Origin of the sequence: Mycolicibacterium sp. MU0053, from assembly GCF_963378095.1 — a bacterium.
Classification (GTDB): Bacteria; Actinomycetota; Actinomycetes; order Mycobacteriales; family Mycobacteriaceae; genus Mycobacterium; species Mycobacterium burgundiense.
The window spans coordinates 1,572,168-1,593,638 of sequence record NZ_OY726397.1; the positions used below are offsets into that span (position 1 = coordinate 1,572,168).

Here is a 21,471-nt window from a genome sequence, read left to right on the forward strand (position 1 = left end):
ATGAAGATCTCGCTGTTCTACGAATTCCCGTTGCCTCGGCCGTGGTCGGAAGACGACGAACACCAGTTGTTCCAGCACGGTCTGGACGAAGTCGAGGCCGCCGACAAGGCCGGCTTCTCGACGGTGTGGCTGACCGAGCACCACTTCCTCGAGGAGTACTGCCACTCGACGGCACCGGAAATGTTCCTCGCGGCAGCGAGCCAGCGCACCAAGGACATTCGGCTGGGCTTCGGGGTCATGCACCTGCCCCCGCCGATCAACCACCCGGCCCGGATCGCCGAGCGGGTCGCCACCCTCGATCACCTGTCGGGCGGTCGCGTGGAGTTCGGTACCGGTGAGGGCTCCTCGGTTGCCGAGCTCGGCGGGTTCAACATCGACCCGGCCGACAAGCGCGCCCAATGGGAAGAGGCGCTCGAGGTCGCGATCCGCTGCATGGTCGAAGAGCCCTTCACCGGCTTCAAGGGTGAGCACGTTGAAATGCCCGCGCGCAACGTCATTCCCAAGCCGCTGCAGAAGCCGCACCCGCCGGTCTGGGTGGCGTGCACCCGCCCGTCGTCGGTGCAGATGGCCGCGCAGAAGGCCATCGGCGCGCTGAGCTTCGCCTACACCGGTCCGGAGGCCCTCAAGGAGCGCGTCGACGGTTACTACCAGGAGTTCGAGGAAAAGGGTGTGCCTGTCACCCCGGCGATCAACCCGAATCTGCTGGCCATCGGCGGCGACCTGTCGATGATGGTCGCCAAGAACGACGACGAGGCGCTCAAGCGTCTCGGCATCGGTGGCGGCTTCTTCTCGTTCGGGATCATGCACTACTACCTCACCGGCATGCACACCCCGGGCCGCACCAAGGTGTGGGAGCGGTACGAGGAGGCCGTCAAGGAGGATCCGACCCTGGCCTACGGTCCGGGCCGCGGCGCCATCGGCGGACCGGACACCGTGCGCGAGTTCCTGCGCAGCTACGAGGCCAGCGGCGTCGACGAGATCATCCTGCTGCTGAATCCGCGCAGCCATGAGGGCACCATGGAATCCATCGAGATCATGGGCAAGGAGATCCTGCCGGAGTTCATCGAGCGTGATCAGAAGGCCGTGGCCGCCAAGGCCAAGCGCCTGGCGCCGGTCATCGAGAAGGTCGAGGCGCGCCGGCAGCCCTCCGATGCACCGCTTTTCGACGAGACGTACGCCTTCGGCGGGCTGCCCACCGGACGCGGTGGCAAGTTCACCGCCGGCGAGATCCCCGAGGCGATGGCCGAGATCAACGAGGGTCGGGTGAAGGCCGCGCAACTGGAGAAGGATCAGAAGGCCCAGCGCGAATCGGCGAGCTGAATGTGACCGCCCTCGATGAGCTGGTGCGCTACGACGGTAAACACGTCGTGGTCACCGGCTGCGCGTCGGGGATCGGCTCGCAGGCGGCGCTGCAATTGCGGCGGCTGGGCGCGCGCGTGACGGGGCTGGACCTCAGGGTGCCGCAGCACGAGGTCGACGACTTCATCGCGGTGGACCTGTCCGATCCGGAGTCGGTGGATGCCGCCGGCGGCGCGGTCGACGGCGGCGTCGACGCGCTGTTCAACGTCGCCGGGGTGTCCTCCGGCATCGGTGACCCGATGCTGGTGGTGCGGATCAACTTCCTGGGCATGCGGGCTTTCACCGAGACGATGATGCAACGGATCCCCGCCGGGGGTTCGATCACCTCGGTGTCCTCGTTGGCCGCGTCGGCCTATCGCGAGAATGCCTCCGTGACAGCCGGTCTGGTCGCCACCGGATCCCCAGCTGAGGGGGTGCGGTGGTGCACCGAGCATCCCGACGCGCTCGCTGACGGCGGCGGGTATCGGCTGTCCAAGGAGGCGACGATCCTCTACACCATGGGCAAGGTGAGCGAACTCGGAGCGCGCGGTATCCGGATCAACTGCACCGCCCCCGGAGTGACCGAGACGCCGATCCTCGACCAGTTGCGGTCGGCCTACGGCGAGCAGTACCTCGACTCGTTCACCACGCCGTTGGGCCGCGCCTCCACCGCCGAGGAGCAGGCCGCCGTGCTGGTGTTCCTCGGCAGTCCGGCGGCCAGTTACATCACCGGTCAGGTGATTTGGGCCGACGGGGGCATCCTGGCCCAGCGGTTCAGTTCTTCGTACGGTTCCCTCGACAAGATCTCCGGAAGGTAGCGATGGCCGGCACCATGCACGATTTCCGCAAGATGGCCGACGAGGTGCGCAACTGGGGTCGCTGGGGCGCCGCCGACGAGGTGGGCACGCTGAACTTCATCACCCCGGAGAAGGTCGTCGAGGCCGCCGGCTTGGCCAGGCAGGGCAAGGTGTTTCCGCTCGGGGTGGACTTCGGCTCCAACGGTCCGCAGGGCGCGTTCAAGTTCCGTAACAACCCCGTCCACGTGATGACCGTCGACGGGGGCGACGCCGACACGCTGGTGCGCTACGGGCCCGAGTGGCTACGCAACGCGGTGGCGCACGACGTCAGCGCGTTCTTCGCCGACAACCCGTTCCGGTTCAACGATGACATGGTCGTGATGAACTTGCAGGCCGCCTCGCAGTGGGATGCGCTCAGCCACGTGTACTACGAGGACAAGCTGTACAACGGATTTCCCGCCGATTCGGTGACCAGCTTCGGGGCTTACCACTGCGGCATCGACAAGGTCGACGGCAAGGGCATCACATCGCGGGGGGTGCTGCTCGACGTGGTGCGCTTCCGTGGGGCGGAGGTGTTCCTGGAACCGGGCAGCCCGGTCACGCCGGACGAACTCGATGCGGTGGCCCGGAGTCAGGGCGTGCAGGTGCGCAGCGGTGACGTGGTGCTGGTCCACACCGGCTGGTGGACCCGCTTCAGCGCCACCGGCGACGGCGCCGAGGCCGGGTCCGGGCTGGACTGGCGTTGTGCGGCCTGGCTGCACGCCAACGAGGTCGCCGCGGTCGCGGCCGACAACCTGATGGTCGAGGATCCCGATCCGAGCGCCGGCGTCGAGGGCACCTTCCTGCCCATGCACATGCTGTGCCTGCGTGACATGGGCCTGATGCTCGGGGAATACTGGGACCTGGGCGCGTTGTCCGCCGACTGCGCCGCCGACGGCATCTACGAGTTCCAATTGATCGCACCCCCGCTCAGTGTCGTTGGGGCGGTGGGCTCCCCGGTGAATCCGATCGCGATCAAATAGTCCCGTCTGTCGAAGAACAACACCTAGGAAGAAGCTGTGGCTGCCACTACTGAGCACACGACCACCGATGGCCCGCTGATTGTCGGGCTCGGGGGAACCCTGCGGGCCAACTCCTCGACGGAGCGGGCCCTGCGCTACTGCCTGGCCGAGGTGGAGCGACAAGGCGGCCGGAGCCGGCTGTACGCCGGACCGGACCTCGACCTGCCGATGTATGCGCCGCATGAGTTGGAGCGCACCCCGAAGGCCGCCGAACTCGTCGACGCCCTGCGGGGTGCCGACGCGGTGGTGGTGGCCTCGCCCGGCTACCACGGCGCGGTATCGGGCCTCGTGAAGAACGCGCTCGACTACATCGAGGACCTGCGCGAGGATCCGCGGGTCTACCTCGATGACACCCCGTGGGGCTGCATCACCTGCGCCTACGGCTGGCAGGCGGCGGTGGGCACGCTGGGTCAGCTGCGGGTCATCGGGCACGCGCTGCGGGCCTGGCCGACGCCGCTGGGGGTGGCGATCAACTCCGCGGACCCGGTGTGGAATTCCCATGGCGAGTTGGTCGACGAGTCCGTGCAGAACCAGTTGCGGATGTTGGCCTCGCAGTTGTTGACCTTCGCACGCACCAGCGGCGCCCGGCGGTGAGAGTGTGAGTAAGGGCTTTGAGCGCCGGACCACCACGGTCGACGGGTTGGTCACCAGCTATCTGGCGGCCGGGCCGGCCGACGCCGCCGAGACCGTGGTGCTGCTGCACGGCGGTGAATTCGGTGCCGGCGCCGAACTCGGCTGGGAGCACACGATTCCCGCGCTGGCGCAACGGTTCCGGGTGCTGGCGCCCGACATGCTCGGCTACGGCGGGTCGGCCAAGGTGCTCGATTTCGTCGACGGTCGGGGGATGCGAATCCGGCATATCGCGGCGTTCTGTGCGCACCTCGGCGTCGACTCCGCGCACTTCGTCGGGAACTCGATGGGGGCCATCAACCTGCTGGTCGACGCCACCGCCACGGAACCGCTGCTGCCGATGCGCAGCCTGGTGGCGATCTGCGGCGGCGGTGAGATCCAGAACAACGAACACATGCGGGCGCTGTATGACTACGACGCCACCCCGGAGGCAATGAAACGCATTGTGGCCGCGCTGTTCTCCGCGCCGTCCTATCCGGAAGACGAGGCCTATGTGGCGCGGCGCCAGGAATCGGCGACCCTGCCGGGAGCCTGGGAAGCCATTGCCGCGGCCCGGTTCCGGCGGCCGGGTTCGGAACCGCCGGCGGCGGCGTCGAGTCGACGGGCATATGAACGGATCACCGCTGCGGCGCTGATCGTCGAGGGCGGTGCCGACAAGCTGCTGCCGCCGGGCTGGGCCGCCGAGATCGCCGGGCAGATCTCGGGCGCACGGTCCGCGGTCATCGACGCTGCCGGGCACTGCCCGCAGATCGAACAACCCGGGGCGGTCAACGAACTGCTGCTGTCGTTTCTGACCGAACAGCGCGACACCGATCGAGCAGACCCCAAGAGCGGAGCACACGCGTCATGACCAACGAGCAGTCCGGCGAACTGGCAGGCAAAGTCGCGGTGATCACCGGGGGAGCGGCGGGTCTCGGGCGCGGGATCGCCGAGCGCTTCCTCGCCGAGGGGGCCAAGGTGGTGGTCGGGGACCTGGCCGAGGAGGCGCCGCTGGATGGGGACTACCGCTTCGTGGCGACCGACGTCGCCGACCTCGATCAGGTCGCGCGGTTGGTGTCGAGCGCGGTGGACACCTTCGGGGGACTGGACATCATGGTGAACAACGCGGGAGTTTCGGGCACCATGCACCGGCGTTTTCTCGACGATGATCTGACCGACTTCCACAGCGTGATGTCGGTGAACCTGCTCGGGGTGATGGCCGGTACCCGCGACGCCGCCCGGTACATGGCCGAGCACGGTGGCGGTTCGATCCTGAACCTGACCTCGATCGGCGGGATCCAGGCCGGCGGCGGCGTGCAGACCTATCGGGCGTCCAAGGCCGCGGTCATCCAGTTCACCAAGTCGGTGGCGATCGAGTTGGCGCACTACGAGATTCGGGTCAACGCCATCGCCCCGGGCAACATCCGCACGGCCATCGTCAAGAAATCGGCCGCCGGTGCGGATCTCGAGGAACTCGAGCAGTTCGAGGAGCGGATCCGGGCCCAGATGCGTGCCGACCGGCCGTTGAAGCGGGAGGGCACTGTCGATGACGTCGCCGAGGCCGCGCTGTACTTCGCCGGTGATCGATCGCCCTACGTCACGGGCACGGTGCTGCCCATCGACGGTGGCACCGTGGCGGGCAAGGTGATTGCGCGCAAGCCGAAGCCCCAGACCACCTAGTCGGTCAATACGCCAGGTCCGCGCGGTCGGCATGGTCGCGGACCAGAAGTGGGTACCGCTCCCGGTCGGGTCGAAAGATGTCGTGCGGGGAGTCGTCGAACTCGACCAGCTCGGCGCTCGGGAACAACGTCCGGTAGCGGGCCCAGGCGTCGTCATCGATGAGGCCCTCGACGCCGCTGCGTACCGCCAGCAGCGGAATCTGTAACCGGGACAGCGGTTCCCAGAACGGCCTGGCCTGTGCCGAGTCGAAGGTGCTGCGCATGGCGTGTTCATCGACACGCTCACGCACCGGCGTCCCGCGCCACCGACCGTCCAACAGGTACTGAGCCTGATCGGGGCCCAGGGCGATTTCCTCGGGCACGTAATCGCCGATGGACAGTGACCGGACCCGGGCGGGGTACTGCAGTGTCCACCAGGTGGCGGCCGCCGTCCCGCGCGAGAACGTCACCAGGTGTACGGGGCCCGAGGTCAGCGCGTCGATCACCGCCCCGACATCGCCGCTCAGCGTTTCCAGGTCGTAGCCGCCCGCCGGCGCGTCGCTGCGGCCGTGCCCCCGCACCTCCACCACCGCGGTGCGGCGGCCGAACGCCGGCAGCACCGCGCGGTAGTCCTCGGCCACATCGGTCATGCCGGGCACGAACACGATGGGGGCGCCGCGGTCGTCGCCGCCGGAGTCGAGGTAGTGAATGCGGACCTCGCCGTTGCGGGTGAACGCGGATATCATCCGTCATGGATACCAGCTGGCCACTGCGGGACCACATGCATTCCAGTCCGTACAACTTTTCCGTACACTGGACGTACGATGTTCTGGTACATGAAGGAGTAGTCCCATGACGATCAGTGCCAGCGAAGCGCGGCAACGTCTCTTTCCCTTGCTCGAACAAGTCAACACCGACCACGAACCTGTGCGCATCAGCTCCAAAGCCGGAGATGCGGTGCTGATGTCGGCGGATGACTACGACGCGTGGCAGGAGACGGTCTATCTCCTTCGCTCGCCCGAGAACGCGCGCCGCCTGATGGAGGCTGTGGCCCGCGACAAGTCTGGATCCGGCACTCCGGCGCGCGCGGCGTCGATCGGCGAACTGGAGGCATTGGCCGGCGGCCAGGAATGAGAAGTATCCACTTCGATCCCGACGCGTGGGAGGACTTCCAGTTTTGGTTGGCCGCTGATCGCAAAACCGCGCGGCGGATCACAAGGCTCATCGCAGGGATCCAACGAGACCCGTTCTCCGGCATCGGGAAACCGGAGCCCCTCAAGGGGGAACTCTCCGGCTACTGGTCTCGGCGCATCACAGACGAACACCGACTCGTCTACCGGGCTGATGAGAACGAGGTCAAGATCCTCAAAGCTCGGTACCACTACTGACGCGGTCGCGGCCTTTAAATCAATCACTTGACTTAACAGCCCTTCGCGCGGTTGACTGATCTGCGTGACCGCCACCAAGCCGCTGCGCTCGGATCGGGCGCATGACACCCGCGCGGCGATTCTGTCCGCGGCGGAGCGGCTCTTCGCCGAACACGGCGTGTTCGCGGTGTCCAACCGCCAGGTCAGCGACCAGGCCGGGCAGGGCAACAACGCCGCCGTCGGCTACCACTTCGGCACCAAGGCCGATTTGATTCGCGCGATCGTCCGCAAGCACAACGAGCAGGTGGAGCGGTTGTGCGAGCACATGGTCGATGACGTGGAGCGCGCGGCGCAGGCCGGCCGACCCGCCGAGTTGCGCGACTGGGTGCAGTGCCTGGTGCGGCCGTTGGCCGCGCATCTGACCGCACTCACCGCGGCGGCCGGCACGTCCACCTACGCCCGATTCTCGGCGCAGCTGATGCCGGACCCGACGCACCGCGACATCGTCTCGCAGGAGTCGCTGTCCTCGCCGTCGGTGCTGAAGATCATCCAGGGCCTCAACCGATGCCTGCCGGACATGCCCACCGAGGTGCGCATCGAGCGCAACGCGATGGCCCGGCACCTGATTCTGCACATGTTCGCCGAGCAGGAGCGCGCACTGGCCGAGGGTGACGCGACGGTCCGACCCGGCTGGGACGCCACCGCCGACGGATTGGTCGACGCCATCACTGGTCTGCTGCTGGCACCGGTAACGCAACGTCACACCCAGGGAGAGCGACCGTGAAAGTGACTGTGGATCAACTCAAGTGCGTATCCGCGGGCAACTGCGTCGCCAACGCGCCCGAGGTGTTCGACCAGGACGAGGACGACGGCACCGTCATCCTGCTCGACGAGAACCCGCCCGCAACCCTGGCCGGCGCGGTCCGCGACGCCGTCGCGGCCTGCCCGGCGAGCGTGATCAGCGTAGACGACTGACGACGTCGAAACCGCCCAGCCCCACCAGCCCGAAACAGAGGATGCCCCCGTGACCGAAACCCTGTCCGACACTGTGACCGACGTGCCCGAGTACCCGATGGAGCGCGCCGCCACGTGTCCCTTCGCGCCGCCGCCCGGGGTGATGGAACTCGCGGCCCAGGCGCCGCTGTCCCGGGTAAGAATCTGGAACGGCACCACGCCGTGGTTGGTCACCGGTTACGAGGTCGCCCGCGCGCTGTTCGCCGACTCCCGGGTCAGCGTCGACGACCGCAACACCGGCTTCCCGCACTGGAACGAGCACATGCTCTCCACCGTGTACAAGCGACCGCGTTCGGTGTTCACCTCCGACGCCGAGGAGCACACCCGGTTCCGTCGGATGCTGTCGCGGCCCTTCACGTTCAAGCGGGTCGAGGGTCTGCGGCCCTACATCCAGCGGGTGACCGACGAGTGCATCGACGCGATGCTGGCCGGACCCCAGACCGCCGATGTGGTGTCGCAGCTGGCACTTCCGGTGCCCACGCAGGTCATCAGCGAAATGCTCGGCGTCCCGTACGAGGACCACGAGTTCTTCCAGCACCACGCCAATGTCGGGTTGGCGCGCAACGCCAGCGCGGAGGACGGCCAAAAGGGTGCGATGAGCCTGCACGGCTATTTGATCGATCTGGTCAAGAAGAAGATGGAGAATCCGGCCGAGGACGCCATCTCCGACCTGGCCGAGCGGGTCACCGCGGGTGAGATCAGCGTCAAGGAGGCCGCCCAGCTGGGCACCGGGCTGTTGATCGCGGGGCATGAGACCACCGCCAACATGATCGGGATCGGTGTGCTGGCGCTGCTGGAAAACCCGGAACAGGCCGCCGTGCTGCGGGATACCGATGACCCGAAGGTGATCGCCAATGCCGCCGAGGAGCTGATGCGCTACCTGAGCATCATTCAGAACGGGCAGCGCCGGGTTGCGCTGGAAGACATCGAGATCGCGGGTGTCACCATCAAGGCCAACGACGGCATCATCCTCGACCTGGCACCGGCCAACTGGGACGCCGCCGCGTTCGCCGATCCCGACAAGCTCAACCTGACCCGGGACAACGCCCGCGAAGAACTGGGCTTCGGCTACGGGCGTCATCAGTGCGTCGGCATGCAGCTGGCGCGCGCGGAACTGCAGATCGTGTTCCACACGCTGCTGCGCCGCATCCCGACCATGCGGCTGGCGATCCCGTTCGACGAGGTGCCGTTCAAGCACGACCGGCTGGCGTACGGCGTCTACAGCCTGCCCATCACCTGGTAGTCACCCGCACGAAACCGCGAGCGGCCACCCTTGTACAGAAAGCTGCGCGAGAACGTACGAGGATGAGCGCTCGCGTCGGGTGGCGGGCGCTCACGCCACGTCGATGATGACCTTGCCGATCGCCTTGCGGTCGGCGACGAGGCGCAGTGCCTCGGCGGCCCGCTCCAGCGGGAAGCGCGCGCCGAGGTACGGCCGCACCGCGCCCGCGGCGAACATCGCATCCAGTTCGGCGTCGGCGGGGCCGATCGCGTCGGGGTAGTCGCGGGCGAAGGTGCGGATCTCCATGCCGCGCACCGTGATTCCCTTCAGCAGCACCAGGTTCAGCGGGATCTTCGGGATGGTGCCGGCGGCGTAGCCCAGCGTGACGAAGGTGCCGCCGCGCCCGAGTGCCCGCAGCGCCGGTTCGGCGTAGTCGCCGCCGACCGGGTCGAGGACCACGGCCGCCCCCGCCCCCTCGGTGATCTCGCGGATGCGTTCGCGCAGGTTCTCCCGGTCGTAGTCGACGGTGGCGTGGGCACCGCGCCGCCGGCAGAGGTCCAGCTTCTCCGGTCCGGAGGCGGCGGCGATCACCCGGGCGCCCATCGCGGTGGCCAGATCGACCGCGGCCAACCCGACCCCGCCGGCCGCGCCGAGCACCACCACCGGGTCGCCGGGTTGCACGGGCGCCACCGTGCGCAACGTGTAGTACGCCGTGCGGTAGGTGACACCGAAGGCCGCGGCGTCAGCGAACTCGACGCCGACGGGCATCCTGGTCAGCGAACTGGCCGGGGCGACAACCTGTTCGGCGAACGAGCCGACCATCACCGATCCCGATACCCGTTCGCCGGGCTGCCACCCGGAATCGGCCCCGGCGGCGAGCACCTCACCGGCGAATTCGCTGCCCGGGGAGAACGGCGGCGGAACCTTGACCTGGTAGCTGCCGGACATGAACAACACGTCGGGGAAGTTCACCGCGGCCGCACGCACCCGGACCACCACCTCGTCGGGACCCGGTGTCGGATCGGGGACCTCGGCGAGCACCAGGCTTTCGGGCGGTCCGTACTCGCGGCACAGCATGGCCTTCATCTCTGATCCTCTCGGTGGGAGTCGATTCCGCGCATGCAGAACCGAACCAGATGTGCCACATCCGCGGGTTCGGGTTGTGCGCCCGAGCCGACGTAGCGGCGCATGGTCGCGATGGTCAGGTGGAAAATCGCGTCCGCGTCCCGGCCGGGATCCTCGCTGCCGAGCGCCGCGATGGGAGCGATCAGCAGATCCCGCATCGGTGCCATGATCGCGTCGACGGGTTCGGTGCGCGCCAACTGCTCGGCGACGGCGCGGCTCATGCTGATCAGGTGCGGGTCCGAGACCTGCGCCAGGGCGCCGGTGATCCAGCGGGCGACCCGGTCGCCGGGGTCGTCGGCCTTGTCCATCTGATGGCCCAGATAGGAGACCACCAGCCCGATGCCCCGCTCCATCACCGCCAACAGCAGGTCGTCCTTGCCCGCGAAGTAGCGGTAGAACGCCTTCTTCGACGAACCGGCAGCCTCGACGATGTCGCTGACCCGCGGCGGCTCCGGCGCCACCCGTTGCATCACGGCGACGGCCGCGGCCAGAATGCGTTCGACCTCGCCGGTGGCCTCCCGGTGGCGGTTGTCCAGGGCGCGCTCGACGGCCTGGGCGGCCCGGGTGCTCATGGAGTCGGTGCGGGCGGCACCAGCGGGATCCGCTCGATGCGGTCGCCGTATTTGGTCTGCGCGGCGGCGATCCGCACGTCCAGGAACTCGCTGGGCCACTCGGGGTCTTCGGGCTCGTAGTCCTTGAGCAGCATGCGGGCCAGGTTCACCTTGTGCGCCTCGGTCGGTCCGTCGGCCAAGCCGAGGGCGATGCCGCCGAGCAGCACATTGGTGAGCGGCAACTGCTGGGTCAGACCCATCGCGCCGTGCACCTGGATGGCGCGCAGCCCGATCGATTTGAGGACTTGCGAGGCCAGAATCTTGCACACCCCGATCTCGGCGCGGGCGGCGTGCTCGCCAGCGGTGTCGATCAGCCAGGCGGTGTGCAGGACGGTCAGCCGGAACTGCAGCAGCTCGGCGTAGGAGTCGGCGATCATCGCCTGGACCAATTGCTTGTCGGCCAGCGAACTGCCCTGGGTGAAGCGGCTTTTCGCACGGTGCGCCATCATGTCCAGCGCGCGCTGGGCCACCCCGATGGACCGCATGGCGTGGTGGATCCGACCGCCGGCCAGCCGTGCCTGCAGGATCTGGAAGCCGTGTCCCGGTTCGCCCAGCATCGCCGAGGCGGGCAGCCGCACGTTGTCGTAGTGGATCAGCGAGTGTCCGGCCTCGTGCGGCAGGGATCCCACCAGGTGGTGGGTGGCCTCGATGTTGACCCCGTCGGTGCCGGCCGGAATCAGGAAGGTCGAGGCGCCCCGGTGCACCGGCACGTCCGGGTCGGTGACCGCGACGACGATGAAGAACGACGCCACCGACGCGTTCGACGAGAAGTACTTGCGGCCGTTGAGCACCCAGTGCTCACCGTCTCGGACCGCGCGGGTGGTGAACACCCGCGGATCCGAGCCGCCCTGGGGTTCGGTCATCGAGAAGCAGGAGAAGATCTCGCCGGACAGCAACCCGGCCAAGTAGCGGTCCTTCTGTTCGGCCGTACCGAACCGGGCCAGGATCTCGGCGTTGCCGGTGTCGGGGGCCTGGGTGCCGAACACGATGGGCCCCCAACTGCTGCGCCCCAGGATCTCGTTGATCAGCGTGAGCCTGACCGCGCCGAAGCCCTGTCCGCCGAGTTCGGGGCCCAGATGCGGGGCCCACAGCCCGCGATCGCGGACCTGCTGTTTGAGCGGGTCGACGATCTTGCGGCGATCGTCGTCCAGCGGTAGGAACTCGCAGCCCGGAAAGAGCACCTCCAGTGGTTCGACCTCCGCGCGCACGAAGTCGCGGATCCAGGCCAGCTTTTCCTCGAACTCGGGCTCGGTGGAGAAATCCCACGCCATGTGCTGCTCCTATCTGTTGGCGAGCAGACACAAACTTGCACGTTTCGCCTCGATTCAGGGCGACTTTGTGTCTGCTCGGCAAGGTTTTGTCAGGGAATCCCGCCGTCGGCCCGCAGGATTGAACCGGTGGTGAAACTCGAGGCGTCCGACATCAGAAACAGGGCGGCGCCGATGATCTCGTCCGGATTGCCGGCCCGCTGCAGGGCCGCGGCACCGAACGGGTTCTGGGTGCCCTCGAAGTTCCAGGCCTTGCTGATATCGGTCAGGAACGGACCCGGCATCAGGGTGTTCACCCGCACCGTCGGTCCGAACGCCTGCGCGAGGCCCTCGGTCATCGCGTTGAGTCCGGCCTTGGAGGCCGCGTACGGAATGAAGCTGGGGTGCGGACGCAGCGAACCGTGGGTGCTGACGTTGATGATCACCCCGCCGCCGGCGGCCACCATCTGCTCGCCGATCAGCGCCGAAAGCCGAAACGGCCCTTTGAGGTTGAGGTTCACCACGGCGTCGAACAGCTTCTCGGTGACGTCGGTCTGCTTCTCGTAGACCGGAGACATGCCGGCATTGTTCACCAGGACGTCGACCTTGCCGAACCGCTGGTAGGCGGCGTCGACCAAGCCGTCGAGTTCGTCCCAGCGTCCGACGTGGACCGCGTAGGGCAGTGCGGCGCGGCCGGTCTCGGCCTCGATCTCGGCGGCGGTGGCCTGGCAGGCGTCGATCTTGCGACTGGCGATCACCACATCGGCACCGCAGCGTGCCGCGGCAAACGCCATCTCGCGACCCAATCCGCGGCTGCCGCCGGTGATCAACACCACCCGGTCGGTCAAGTCGAAAAGCTGTTCCGCGTAGCCCATTTCAGGAACCTCCGCCCGCGCGGGCCAGCTCGGCCGCGGTGGTCATCAACTGCGGGACCATCGTTCCCATCGCGGCGGCGACCGCGGGGTCGACGCGGCTGTTGGGGGCCAGCGATGCCGCATACGTCTTCTCGAGCATGATCCCCAGCTTCCAGTTGGCCAGCACCAGGTAGTACTGGATTTCGTCGGTGCTGCGGCCGCTGATCAACTCGTAATGCTCCAGCAGGGCGCTGCGGGTCGGCATTCCGGACATGTCCAGGTAAAAGCCGTCGCTGCTGGGATTCTCGCCGTCGTAGCCGAGCAGCGCCCAACCCAGGTCCAGCAGGGGGTCACCGATGGTGGTCATCTCCCAGTCGACGATCGCGGCGAGGCGCGCGGGTGCGCCGTGGGCGTACATCACGTTGGCGAACTGATAGTCGCCGTGCATGATGCCCGGCGTGTAGTGCGCCGGCCGGTTGCGCCGGAGCCAGTCCGCGGCGACGTCCAGGCCGGGCAGTTCGCGGACCTGGTATGCGGACAGGAAATTCAGCCAGCGGTCGACCTGACGTTCGTGGAACCCGTCGGGCCGACCGAACCCCTCGAGGCCCTGTGCTCGCCAATCGACGGCGGCGAGCCTGGCCGCGCCCTCGACGAGTTGGAACGCCAGTCCGGCGCGGGCGCCGAGATCGGTGTCGAACGGCGGTTGCCAGCCTCCGCTCATCGGACTCCAGCCGTCGATCTCGGCCATCACGTAGAACGGCTTGCCCACCACGGCGCCGGTGTCGTCGGCGGCGATGAGCCGTGCGTGGGGGACGTCGGTGCCCGACAGCGCGCGAACTAGCCGGATCTCGCGGAGCAACCCGTCCCGGCGGGCTGCGTCGGCGCGCGCGCCTGGCATCCGCAACACCATGCGCTCGTCGCCGCGGCGGACCCGGTACAGCAGGTTCTGGGAGCCGCCGGTCAACACTTCGAGCACCGGACGCTCGCCGTGGCCGGGCGCGTTCTGCTCGTCGAGCCAATGCCCCAGGACGTCGGAGTCGATGTCGGTGGTGTGTGCCATGGAACCCCTCACTCTCGATTGGGAGACTAGCATTCTCCATCCCGGAAACCGAGAGTCTCGCCATGGGCGCGATGGCGGGTGTGTGCGAATATCGAACGGGAGTCATGCGCGCGCAGGTGGGGCGACCCGAAGAATGCGTTCTCGAAAAAAGAGAACCTTATTTCCCCTCTAAAATGGCCTAACCATGCTGGTGAAGCCGCCAATTGCTGTTGTTTCGGCAGGCCCGCTGGTAATGTCATTACCCATGATCGAGTACGGCACTTGCACGCCGCGGCCGGCGCGGTCCTCGTGCTGAAGTTCTTGGAGAAAACCCTGGTTCGCGCGGCAGTCCCGCAGCGGATGCTGAAGCCCGGAACGTAACGGAAGGTCCATGATGTCCAGTCAGTCCACCGCAGCCACGCTCTACCCGACTGCCGGTTTCGGAGCCCCCAAAGATCGCCGCGGCCACGCGTCCGGCGATCTCGGCCTGCCCGCGGGCACCGTGGTGTTCTCCGCCGACAACCACATCTCGGTGGCCGAGGACATCTTCTACGACCGCTTCCCCGAGGAACTCAAGGGCGCCGCGCCGCGCATCTGGTACGAGGACGGCGCCTACATGGTGGGGATGAAGGGCAAGGCCTGGACCGGCGGCGATTTCGGCCGCGTGCTGATGCAGTACGACGACCTGGCCGGTGCCGCGACCAACAACATCGAAGCGCGTATCCGGGAGCTCAAAGAGGACGGCATCGACAAGGAACTGGCCTTCCCGAACGCGGTGCTGGCCCTGTTCCACTACCCGGACAAGGCGTTGCGCGAACGGGTCTTTCGCATCTACAACGAGCACATCGCCGATCTGCAGGAGCGCTCGAACGGCCGCTTCTACGGTGTCGGGCTGATCAACTGGTGGGATCCGAAAGGCACCCGCAGCACGCTCGAAGAGCTGAAGGCGTTGGGACTCAAGACCTTTTTGCTGCCGTTGAACCCCGGTAAGGACGACGACGGCAACATCTACGATTACGGCAGCCTGGCGATGGACGCGGTCTGGGACGAGATCGAGGCCGCCGGTCTGCCGGTCAGTCACCACATCGGCGAAACGCCGCCGAAGACTCCGTGCGAACACAACAGCGTCGTGGTCGGCATGATGATCAACGTCGACTCGTTCCGCGAGCAGTTCGCCAAGTATCTGTTCTCCGGAATCCTGGACCGGCACCCGCAGCTGAAGGTCGGCTGGTTCGAGGGCGGTATCGCCTGGGTGCCGACGGCGCTGCAGGATGCCGAACACATGCTCGCGTCCTACCGGCACATGTTCAATCACGAACTCCAGCACGATATCCGGTACTACTGGAACAACCACATGAGCGCGTCGTTCATGGTCGATCCGCTCGGCCTGCGGCTGATCGACGACATCGGGGTGGACAACGTGATGTGGTCCAGCGACTACCCACACAACGAGAGCACGTTCGGCTACTCGGAGAAATCGCTGGCGACGGTGGTCGAGGCGGTCGGCCCCGACAATGCCGTAAAGATCGTCAGCACCAACGTCCAGAAGTTCCTGGGCCTGCAATGACCACGTCGACGCACTCGGGCGTGACCTCGATCATCCGGAACGGATTGAGTCACTTCGAAATTCCCGATGTGCCCGACCTGACCCGGATGCGCCGCGAGATCAGCGCCCGGCTGCGCGCCGCGATGGGCGAGCACGGCGTCGACGCGCTGATCCTGCTGGGCAACGGCAACGTCGTGTACGCGACCGGCGCCAGCTGGCCGCTGCTCGATGCCGGGCTGTCCCATGTCGAGCGGCCGGTGGCCGTCGTGCTCGTCGACGACGAGTATCCGCACCTGTTCATGCCGGTGCGCGAGGGTGCGCCGTTGGAGACCGATCTGCCCGAGGACCATCTGCACCCGGCGGTCTACCTCGAGTTCGAAGAGGGAGTAGCGCATTTCGGCCGGTCGCTGACCGAGCTTATCAGGCTCGGCGCCACGGTCGCCGTCGACGAGTTGACCGGCGCCATGCGCCGCGCCGGGGCCGCGCTGTTCCCGGGTGGCCCGCCCGTGGATGCCGCGCCGGTGGTCGGTACCGCCAAGTTGGTGAAGACGCCCGACCAGATCGCGTGCGTGCGGCGCGCCTGCCGGATCACCGAAGATGCGATGATCGACGTGCAGAGGTCGCTGGTGCCGGGGGTGCGCCAGATCGACCTGTCCGCGCAGTTCGTGCGCCGCGCCTTCGAACTGGGCGCCACCGCCAACATGCTCGAGGCCATCTGGCAGGTCATGCCCACCAGCAAGGCGGCCGGCACCTGGACCACCCACGGTGATCTGGCGCTGCCGCTGCTGACCACCGAACGCGAACTGGACCGGGGCGACGTGCTGTGGACCGACGTGTCGATCACCTACAACGGCTACTGCTCGGACTGGGGTCGCACCTGGGTGGTGGGGCAGGACCCCACCGCACGCCAGCACGCCCAGTTCCACCAGTGGCGGGATCTTCTCGAGGCCGTGCTGTCGGTGACCAAGGCCGGCGCCACCGCCGGTGACCTGGCGCGCGCGGCAATCGCCGCCAACGGCGGCCAGAAGCCATGGCTACCGCACTTCTACCTGGGACACGGCATCGGGTCGAATGCGGCCGAAATGCCGATGATCGGAACCGATCTGGGCGCTGAGTTCGACGACAACTTCGTTTTCCCGGCCGGCATGCTGCTGGTGCTGGAACCGGTGGTGTGGGAAGACGGCACGGGCGGCTATCGAAGCGAGGAGATCGTGGTCATCACCGAGGACGGTTGGATGCCGTTGACCGACTACCCGTACGACCCCTACCGGTGAGCCGAACCATGAGCACCGAAGGCGGCGACGAGTGAGGAACGAGCGAGGCCCGGAGCGAGGCCCGGAGCGAGGCCCGGAGCGAGGAGGAGCCGAGCCATGAGCACCGAGGCGAACTCCCGAGCCCGTACCGAGATCGAAGCCGACGACCCCGCCCTGCGCCACGCCCGGCGCAAGCGTGCGCTGGCCCAGATGACCGCCCACGATCTCGACATCCTGGTGTTGGGCCGGCAAGCCAATGTGCGGTATGTGACGGGGGCGCCGCAACTGTGGGTCGCGGGCACCCGCCCGTTCGGCCCGATCTGCAGCCTGGTCCGCGCCAGCGGCGACATTCATCTCAACAGCACCTGGGACGAGGGTATCCCCGAGGAGATCCCGCACGAGAATCTCTACGGTTTGGCCTGGAACCCCATGACACTGATCGAGGTGTTGCAGGCCATCAGGGGTGCCGAGAGCTTCCGGCGGGTCGGGACCGATGCTCTGACACCGACGTTCGCCAAGCTGCTGCCGATGGCGTTTCCCAACGCCGACCTCGTCGACGGCGAGTACGCGATGCGCGAGGCGCGCCGGATCAAGACGCCGGAGGAGGTCGACGCCTTGCGCGCCGCGCTGCGGGTGGCGGAGCACGGTCTGGCGGCGGCGGTCGCCCAAGTGCGCCCGGGGACCACCGAGCGGGCCTTGGCCGGAGCGCTGATGGAGGCCGAGGCCGCCGGCGGGGTCAGCACGCCGGCGACCCAGGATTCGGCCTGGATCACCGCCAAGGACACCGCCTGGCGACGGGCGGCCGGGGACGGTCGGTTGCGCGACGGCGACCTGGTCGCGGTGTCCGCCGGGGTGCTCGCCGGCGGCTATGTGGCCGAGGTGGCCCGCACCTGGCCGGTCGGCGAGGTCACCGACCCGGCGGCCGTCGAGGCGCTGTATTCCCGCCGGAATCGGCTGTGGGACTTGCTCGTCGAGGCCTGTCGGGCCGGCAATCCGGCCAGCGCACTACTGACCGCCCATGCCACAGCCGGTGAGCCGGTGCCGCCGACTCCGGTGGCCCACGGACTCGGACTCGGCTTCGACACCCCGGTGGTCACCCCACAACTGTCGGCCACCGCCGATGCCGAGGTCCTCGAGGAGGGCATGGTGCTGGCGGTGACCGCGCATGTGTGGGAGCCGGGTATCGGCGCGGTGTTCACGCGCGACGCGGTGTTGATCACCGCCGGCGACGCCGAGGTACTGTCCGATAGTCCATCCTGGTCGCACCCCACCAACTGATCACTGAATCGACCCCGGCACAAAGGAGTTCACGCAATGGCGCCGTCTCAGCAGAGACCTGAGCCCGAGGAGATCATCCTCTACGAGAAGGACCCGAAGACCAAGATCGCGACCATCACCTTCAACCGACCGGAGTTCCTGAACGCACCGACATCGTTGGCCCGGTTGCGCTATGCCGACGTGCTGCGCGCCGCCAACGCGGACAACGACGTCAAGGTGGTGATCATCCGCGGTGTGGGGGACAACCTGGGCAGCGGCGCCGATCTGCCGGAATTCATGGAGGGCAACGACAATCCGGCGGTCCGGCTCGCCGAGTTGCGGCTGGAGGACCCGGACATCGCAGGCGAGGGCGGCGTGAGCTATCCGCCGAAGGGCACGTTCCGTAACGGCGCCACCATCTCGTCCTGGTACGCCAACTCGCAGGCCGGCAACCGCGCCTTGCAGGACTTCAAGAAGATCAGCATCGTCGAGGCGAAGGGGTACTGCTACGGCTGGCACTTCTACCAGTGCGCCGACGCCGACCTGGTGATCTCCAGCGACGACGCGCTCTTCGGGCATCCGTCCTTCCGCTACCACGGCTGGGGCCCGCGAATGTGGACCTGGGTGCAGATGATGGGGCTGCGCAAGTTCCAGGAGATGGTGTTCACCGGTCGGCCGTTCACCGCCGCCGAGATGTACGACTGCAACTTCCTGAACAAGGTGGTCCCCCGGGATGAGCTCGAGGCCGAGGTCACCAAGTACGCGATGGCCTGCACCCGGAACCGCCCGGTGGACACCGTCTTTCAGCAGAAGATGTTCTTCGAGATCTTCAAACAGCAGCAGGGCGAGTACATGGGCAGCCTGCTGTCCGCGTTCTTCGAGTCCATGGGCAACGGCGTGGCCAACGACAGCGACGACGATCTGGACATGTTCGAGTCGATCGACAGCGGCTTGTCGGCCGCGGTGAACGACAACGACAGCAAGTTCCCGCCCGAATTCCGGCTCAGCAAGAAGAACCGCAGCAAGAAGGACTAGAACCGGTGCAGTCACCACTTCACGGCTACACCGTCGTCGACCTGTCGTCCGGGATCGCCGGCGGCTACTGCACCAAACTGCTGGCCGACGGCGGCGCCCGGATCATCAAAGTCGAGCCGCCCGAGGGTGATCCGCTGCGCAGGTGGTCGGCCTCGGGTGCGCAGGTCGACGCCGTGGCCGGGGGACCGCTGTTCAGCTTCCTGGCCGGCGGCAAGCACAGCGTCGTCGCCGACCCCGCGGTGGACGCGGATCTTGCGGTCGTCGAAGGGCTGCTGGCGAACGCCGATGCGGTGGTGACCTCGGACGGTTCGCGGCTGGCCGGCGTCGAGGCGTTGTCGGCGCCGGCGATACTGGCCCGCCACCCGCACCTCGTGGTCACCTCGATCACGCCGTTCGGCCTGGACGGTCCGTGGAGCGGCCGGCCGGCAACGGAGTTCACGTTGCAGGCGTGGTCCGGCGGAGCCCTCGGGATCGGCCGGGGTGAGCAGCACCGCGCGCCCGCACACGTGGGCGGACAGGTGGGGGACTGGCTCGCCGGTGCCTACGCCTCTGCGTTGACCCTGGCCGCGCGCGTGGGCGGGGGTGCCCAGCTGGTCGACGTGTCGATGCTGGAGGCCCAGATCGTGGGGCTGACCTACTATCCCGTCACCTATTTCGAGATGTTGGGCCGGCCGTGGCGCACCGAACGCAGGCCGACGGTGCCCGGCGTGGCGCAGGCCGCCGACGGGCTGGTGGCCCTCGGGTGCGGCACCGCCCAGCAGTGGTGGGACCTGTGCTCGATGTCCGGGCACCAGGAATGGATCGACGAGGAATCCACGCTGACCATCACCGAACAGGCCAACCTGCACGCCGAGGAACTGTTCGAATGGCTGCGGCACGAACAGGTCGACGACATCCGCGATCTCGCCTCGGCCTTCCGCATTCCGAACGCGCCGGTCGGCAACGGCGAAAACGTCACGAAGATGGATCATTTCGTCGAGCGGGGCAGCTTCACCCGCAACCCGCGGGACGGCTTCGTGCAGCCCACCCACCCCTACCGCCTGCACGGTGTGGCGCTGCGGGAACCGGAGGCGGCGCCGCGGTTGGGGCAACACACCGCCGACTATCGGGCCGCCGCGGGGTCGACGACCGCACCGTCGCCGGCGGAACCGAATCCGTTGCCGTTCGCCGGCATGCGGGTGTTGGACATGACCACGTTCTGGGCCGGTCCGTCGTGCACCCACATCCTGGCCATGCTGGGCGCGGACGTGATCCATCTGGAATCGACGCCGCGTCCCGACGGCACCCGGCTGATCGCCGGGATCCCGGCCACCGAACCGCAATGGTGGGAGCAGTCGCCGATCTTCTCCGGCCTGAACACCAACAAGAAGAGCGTGACCCTGGATTTCCAGACCGAACAGGGTCGCAACCTGCTGCGTCGGCTGATCGCGACGTGCGACGTCGTGGTCGAGAACTTTACGCCGCGGGTCATCGACCAGATCGGCCTGAACTTCGAACAGATCCGGGAGTTGCGCCCAGACGTCGTCATGGTGCGGATGCCGGGCTTCGGACTCGACGGCCCCTGGCGCGACAACCCGGCGTTCGCCTACATCATCGAGGACGCCTCGGGCCTGAGCTGGCTCACCGGGTATCCAGATCGCACCCCGTACGAACCGTATTCGGTCGGTGACCCCAACGCCGGCATCCACGCGCTCAACGCGCTGCTGCTGGCGTTGGAGCATCGGCGGCGCACCGGCGAAGGCGTGCTGGTGGAGGCGGCCATGGTCGATGCCGCGCTCAACATCGCCGCCGAGCAGGTGATCGAGTACAGCGCGCACGGCGTGCTGTTGCAGCGTGCCGGCAACCGTGGACCGGCGGCCGCGCCGCAGAACATCTACCAGGCCGACGGCATCGACGAGTTCGGCCGCGACGACACCTGGGTCGCCATCGCGGTGGCCACCGACGCGCAGTGGGCCGCACTGCGCGCTGCCCTCGGATCCCCGGAGTGGGCGTTGGATCCGCAGCTGTCGAGCGCGGCGGGACGGCACGCGCAGCACGACGCCATCGACGAACACTTGTCGGACTGGTGTCGCACCCGCAGTGCCGACCAGATCGTCGAAACACTCTGGCCCGCCGGTGTTCCCGTGGCCAAGGTGTTGCAGCCGCACCGGCAGACCGAGATTCCGCAACTGGCGCACCGCGGCTTCTTCGAGGCGGTGGACCACCCGGTCAACGCCACCGCGCCGCACAGCACGATGCCGGCCCGATTCTCCCGGCAGCCGCTGCACCGCGCGTCGGCCCCGCTGCTCGGCGAGCACAACGCCGAGGTGCTGGGTCAGCTCGGCCTCACCGCAGACGAGATCGCCGGCCTCGAGGCCGACGGCGTGATCGGCACCGAACCGGCGATGGGCGGCCGCAAGAAGGCGTCCACTTAGCGCTCCGCCGACCTAGATCCGCCG

The 21,471-nt window shown here is 67.7% G+C and carries 22 protein-coding genes; 16 read left to right on the forward strand and 6 right to left on the reverse strand.

The genetic code is table 11. The annotated features are described in order from the left end of the window. Genes RCP80_RS07490 through RCP80_RS07515 form a run of 6 tightly spaced genes read left to right on the forward strand, consistent with a single transcriptional unit; the run spans position 1 to position 5,485 of the window. Positions 1–1,320, forward strand: coding sequence for an LLM class flavin-dependent oxidoreductase (locus RCP80_RS07490; protein ID WP_308481734.1), 1,320 nt, complete (start codon positions 1–3; stop codon positions 1,318–1,320). Between the two features lie 2 nt (positions 1,321–1,322). After that, positions 1,323–2,156: a coniferyl-alcohol dehydrogenase gene (locus tag RCP80_RS07495; protein ID WP_308481735.1), complete on the forward strand. Its 834-nt coding sequence runs from the start codon at positions 1,323–1,325 to the stop codon at positions 2,154–2,156. A gap of 2 nt (positions 2,157–2,158) precedes the next feature. Then, positions 2,159–3,157: a cyclase family protein gene (locus RCP80_RS07500; protein WP_308481736.1), complete on the forward strand. Its 999-nt coding sequence runs from the start codon at positions 2,159–2,161 to the stop codon at positions 3,155–3,157. Between the two features lie 36 nt (positions 3,158–3,193). After that, the gene (locus tag RCP80_RS07505) at positions 3,194–3,790 is read left to right on the forward strand and encodes an NADPH-dependent FMN reductase (protein ID WP_308481737.1); all 597 of its coding nucleotides are present in this window, start codon (positions 3,194–3,196) and stop codon (positions 3,788–3,790) included. Between the two features lie 4 nt (positions 3,791–3,794). After that, positions 3,795–4,676 (forward strand): alpha/beta fold hydrolase, encoded by an 882-nt coding sequence (locus tag RCP80_RS07510; protein ID WP_308481738.1) that lies wholly within the window; start codon positions 3,795–3,797, stop codon positions 4,674–4,676. Further along, positions 4,673–5,485, forward strand: a complete 813-nt coding sequence (locus RCP80_RS07515; protein ID WP_308481739.1) for an SDR family NAD(P)-dependent oxidoreductase — start codon at positions 4,673–4,675, stop codon at positions 5,483–5,485. Before RCP80_RS07510 ends, RCP80_RS07515 begins: the two co-directional genes overlap by 4 nt. A 4-nt stretch (positions 5,486–5,489) precedes the next feature. Here RCP80_RS07515 and RCP80_RS07520 read toward each other — a convergent pair whose 3' ends face one another. After that, positions 5,490–6,209: an alpha/beta fold hydrolase gene (locus RCP80_RS07520; protein WP_308481740.1), complete on the reverse strand. Its 720-nt coding sequence runs from the start codon at positions 6,207–6,209 to the stop codon at positions 5,490–5,492. A gap of 106 nt (positions 6,210–6,315) precedes the next feature. On the opposite strand from RCP80_RS07520, the gene RCP80_RS07525 reads away from it, so the two are divergent. The 5 genes from RCP80_RS07525 to RCP80_RS07545 all read left to right on the forward strand — a co-directional run bounded on the left by RCP80_RS07525 (position 6,316) and on the right by RCP80_RS07545 (position 9,087). Beyond that, positions 6,316–6,597, forward strand: a complete 282-nt coding sequence (locus RCP80_RS07525; RefSeq protein WP_308481741.1) for a type II toxin-antitoxin system Phd/YefM family antitoxin — start codon at positions 6,316–6,318, stop codon at positions 6,595–6,597. Continuing rightward, complete coding sequence (locus RCP80_RS07530; protein WP_308481742.1) at positions 6,594–6,851, forward strand: Txe/YoeB family addiction module toxin; 258 nt, start codon at positions 6,594–6,596, stop codon at positions 6,849–6,851. The genes RCP80_RS07525 and RCP80_RS07530 overlap by 4 nt, the downstream gene beginning before the upstream one ends. 64 nt (positions 6,852–6,915) lie before the next feature. Beyond that, positions 6,916–7,614, forward strand: a complete 699-nt coding sequence (locus RCP80_RS07535) for a TetR/AcrR family transcriptional regulator (RefSeq protein ID WP_308481743.1) — start codon at positions 6,916–6,918, stop codon at positions 7,612–7,614. Next, positions 7,611–7,805 carry a ferredoxin gene (locus RCP80_RS07540; protein ID WP_308481744.1) on the forward strand — a complete coding sequence of 65 codons (195 nt, stop codon included), beginning with the start codon at positions 7,611–7,613 and terminating at the stop codon, positions 7,803–7,805. The genes RCP80_RS07535 and RCP80_RS07540 overlap by 4 nt, the downstream gene beginning before the upstream one ends. A 97-nt stretch (positions 7,806–7,902) precedes the next feature. Then, positions 7,903–9,087 (forward strand): cytochrome P450, encoded by a 1,185-nt coding sequence (locus tag RCP80_RS07545; RefSeq protein WP_308482739.1) that lies wholly within the window; start codon positions 7,903–7,905, stop codon positions 9,085–9,087. Positions 9,088–9,177: 90 nt separating this feature from the next. Here the strand turns inward: RCP80_RS07545 and RCP80_RS07550 are convergent, their stop codons facing one another. The 5 genes from RCP80_RS07550 to RCP80_RS07570 form a co-directional block, all read right to left on the reverse strand. Then, complete coding sequence (locus tag RCP80_RS07550) at positions 9,178–10,152, reverse strand: NADPH:quinone oxidoreductase family protein (protein WP_308481745.1); 975 nt, start codon at positions 10,150–10,152, stop codon at positions 9,178–9,180. Further along, positions 10,149–10,763, reverse strand: a complete 615-nt coding sequence (locus RCP80_RS07555) for a TetR/AcrR family transcriptional regulator (protein ID WP_308481746.1) — start codon at positions 10,761–10,763, stop codon at positions 10,149–10,151. Before RCP80_RS07555 ends, RCP80_RS07550 begins: the two co-directional genes overlap by 4 nt. Further along, the gene (locus RCP80_RS07560) at positions 10,760–12,073 is read right to left on the reverse strand and encodes an acyl-CoA dehydrogenase family protein (RefSeq protein WP_308481747.1); all 1,314 of its coding nucleotides are present in this window, start codon (positions 12,071–12,073) and stop codon (positions 10,760–10,762) included. Before RCP80_RS07560 ends, RCP80_RS07555 begins: the two co-directional genes overlap by 4 nt. Before the next feature lie 89 nt (positions 12,074–12,162). Then, positions 12,163–12,924 carry an SDR family NAD(P)-dependent oxidoreductase gene (locus RCP80_RS07565; protein WP_308481748.1) on the reverse strand — a complete coding sequence of 254 codons (762 nt, stop codon included), beginning with the start codon at positions 12,922–12,924 and terminating at the stop codon, positions 12,163–12,165. A 1-nt stretch (position 12,925) separates the two neighbouring features. Beyond that, positions 12,926–13,963, reverse strand: coding sequence for a phosphotransferase family protein (locus RCP80_RS07570; protein ID WP_308481749.1), 1,038 nt, complete (start codon positions 13,961–13,963; stop codon positions 12,926–12,928). A 373-nt stretch (positions 13,964–14,336) separates the two neighbouring features. Between RCP80_RS07570 and RCP80_RS07575 the strand changes: the two genes are divergently transcribed. The 5 genes from RCP80_RS07575 (at position 14,337) to RCP80_RS07595 (ending at position 21,447) form a co-directional block, all read left to right on the forward strand. After that, positions 14,337–15,509, forward strand: coding sequence for an amidohydrolase family protein (locus tag RCP80_RS07575; RefSeq protein ID WP_308482740.1), 1,173 nt, complete (start codon positions 14,337–14,339; stop codon positions 15,507–15,509). Continuing rightward, positions 15,506–16,762 carry a M24 family metallopeptidase gene (locus tag RCP80_RS07580; RefSeq protein ID WP_308481750.1) on the forward strand — a complete coding sequence of 419 codons (1,257 nt, stop codon included), beginning with the start codon at positions 15,506–15,508 and terminating at the stop codon, positions 16,760–16,762. The genes RCP80_RS07575 and RCP80_RS07580 overlap by 4 nt, the downstream gene beginning before the upstream one ends. A gap of 96 nt (positions 16,763–16,858) precedes the next feature. Then, on the forward strand, positions 16,859–18,019 hold the full coding sequence (locus RCP80_RS07585) for a M24 family metallopeptidase (protein WP_308481751.1): 1,161 nt from the start codon (positions 16,859–16,861) through the stop codon (positions 18,017–18,019). 36 nt (positions 18,020–18,055) lie between these two features. Further along, on the forward strand, positions 18,056–19,033 hold the full coding sequence (locus RCP80_RS07590) for an enoyl-CoA hydratase/isomerase family protein (protein WP_308481752.1): 978 nt from the start codon (positions 18,056–18,058) through the stop codon (positions 19,031–19,033). A 5-nt stretch (positions 19,034–19,038) separates the two neighbouring features. Beyond that, entirely contained in the window at positions 19,039–21,447 is a 2,409-nt protein-coding gene (locus RCP80_RS07595; RefSeq protein ID WP_308481753.1) for a CaiB/BaiF CoA transferase family protein, read from the forward strand. Positions 21,448–21,471 lie beyond the last annotated feature (24 nt).

What these genes read in the sequence shown, in the direction of transcription:
- RCP80_RS07490 (WP_308481734.1), top strand. Translation starts at nt 1, where the DNA reads ATGAAGATCTCGCTGTTCTACGAATTCCCGTTGCCTCGGCCGTGGTCG.
- RCP80_RS07500 (WP_308481736.1), top strand. Translation starts at nt 2,159, where the DNA reads ATGGCCGGCACCATGCACGATTTCCGCAAGATGGCCGACGAGGTGCGC.
- RCP80_RS07515 (WP_308481739.1), top strand. Translation starts at nt 4,673, where the DNA reads ATGACCAACGAGCAGTCCGGCGAACTGGCAGGCAAAGTCGCGGTGATC.
- RCP80_RS07520 (WP_308481740.1), bottom strand. Translation starts at nt 6,209, where the DNA reads ATGATATCCGCGTTCACCCGCAACGGCGAGGTCCGCATTCACTACCTC.
- RCP80_RS07525 (WP_308481741.1), top strand. Translation starts at nt 6,316, where the DNA reads ATGACGATCAGTGCCAGCGAAGCGCGGCAACGTCTCTTTCCCTTGCTC.
- RCP80_RS07530 (WP_308481742.1), top strand. Translation starts at nt 6,594, where the DNA reads ATGAGAAGTATCCACTTCGATCCCGACGCGTGGGAGGACTTCCAGTTT.
- RCP80_RS07545 (WP_308482739.1), top strand. Translation starts at nt 7,903, where the DNA reads ATGGAGCGCGCCGCCACGTGTCCCTTCGCGCCGCCGCCCGGGGTGATG.
- RCP80_RS07550 (WP_308481745.1), bottom strand. Translation starts at nt 10,152, where the DNA reads ATGAAGGCCATGCTGTGCCGCGAGTACGGACCGCCCGAAAGCCTGGTG.
- RCP80_RS07555 (WP_308481746.1), bottom strand. Translation starts at nt 10,763, where the DNA reads ATGAGCACCCGGGCCGCCCAGGCCGTCGAGCGCGCCCTGGACAACCGC.
- RCP80_RS07560 (WP_308481747.1), bottom strand. Translation starts at nt 12,073, where the DNA reads ATGGCGTGGGATTTCTCCACCGAGCCCGAGTTCGAGGAAAAGCTGGCC.
- RCP80_RS07565 (WP_308481748.1), bottom strand. Translation starts at nt 12,924, where the DNA reads ATGGGCTACGCGGAACAGCTTTTCGACTTGACCGACCGGGTGGTGTTG.
- RCP80_RS07570 (WP_308481749.1), bottom strand. Translation starts at nt 13,963, where the DNA reads ATGGCACACACCACCGACATCGACTCCGACGTCCTGGGGCATTGGCTC.
- RCP80_RS07575 (WP_308482740.1), top strand. Translation starts at nt 14,337, where the DNA reads ATGTCCAGTCAGTCCACCGCAGCCACGCTCTACCCGACTGCCGGTTTC.
- RCP80_RS07580 (WP_308481750.1), top strand. Translation starts at nt 15,506, where the DNA reads ATGACCACGTCGACGCACTCGGGCGTGACCTCGATCATCCGGAACGGA.
- RCP80_RS07585 (WP_308481751.1), top strand. Translation starts at nt 16,859, where the DNA reads ATGAGCACCGAGGCGAACTCCCGAGCCCGTACCGAGATCGAAGCCGAC.
- RCP80_RS07590 (WP_308481752.1), top strand. Translation starts at nt 18,056, where the DNA reads ATGGCGCCGTCTCAGCAGAGACCTGAGCCCGAGGAGATCATCCTCTAC.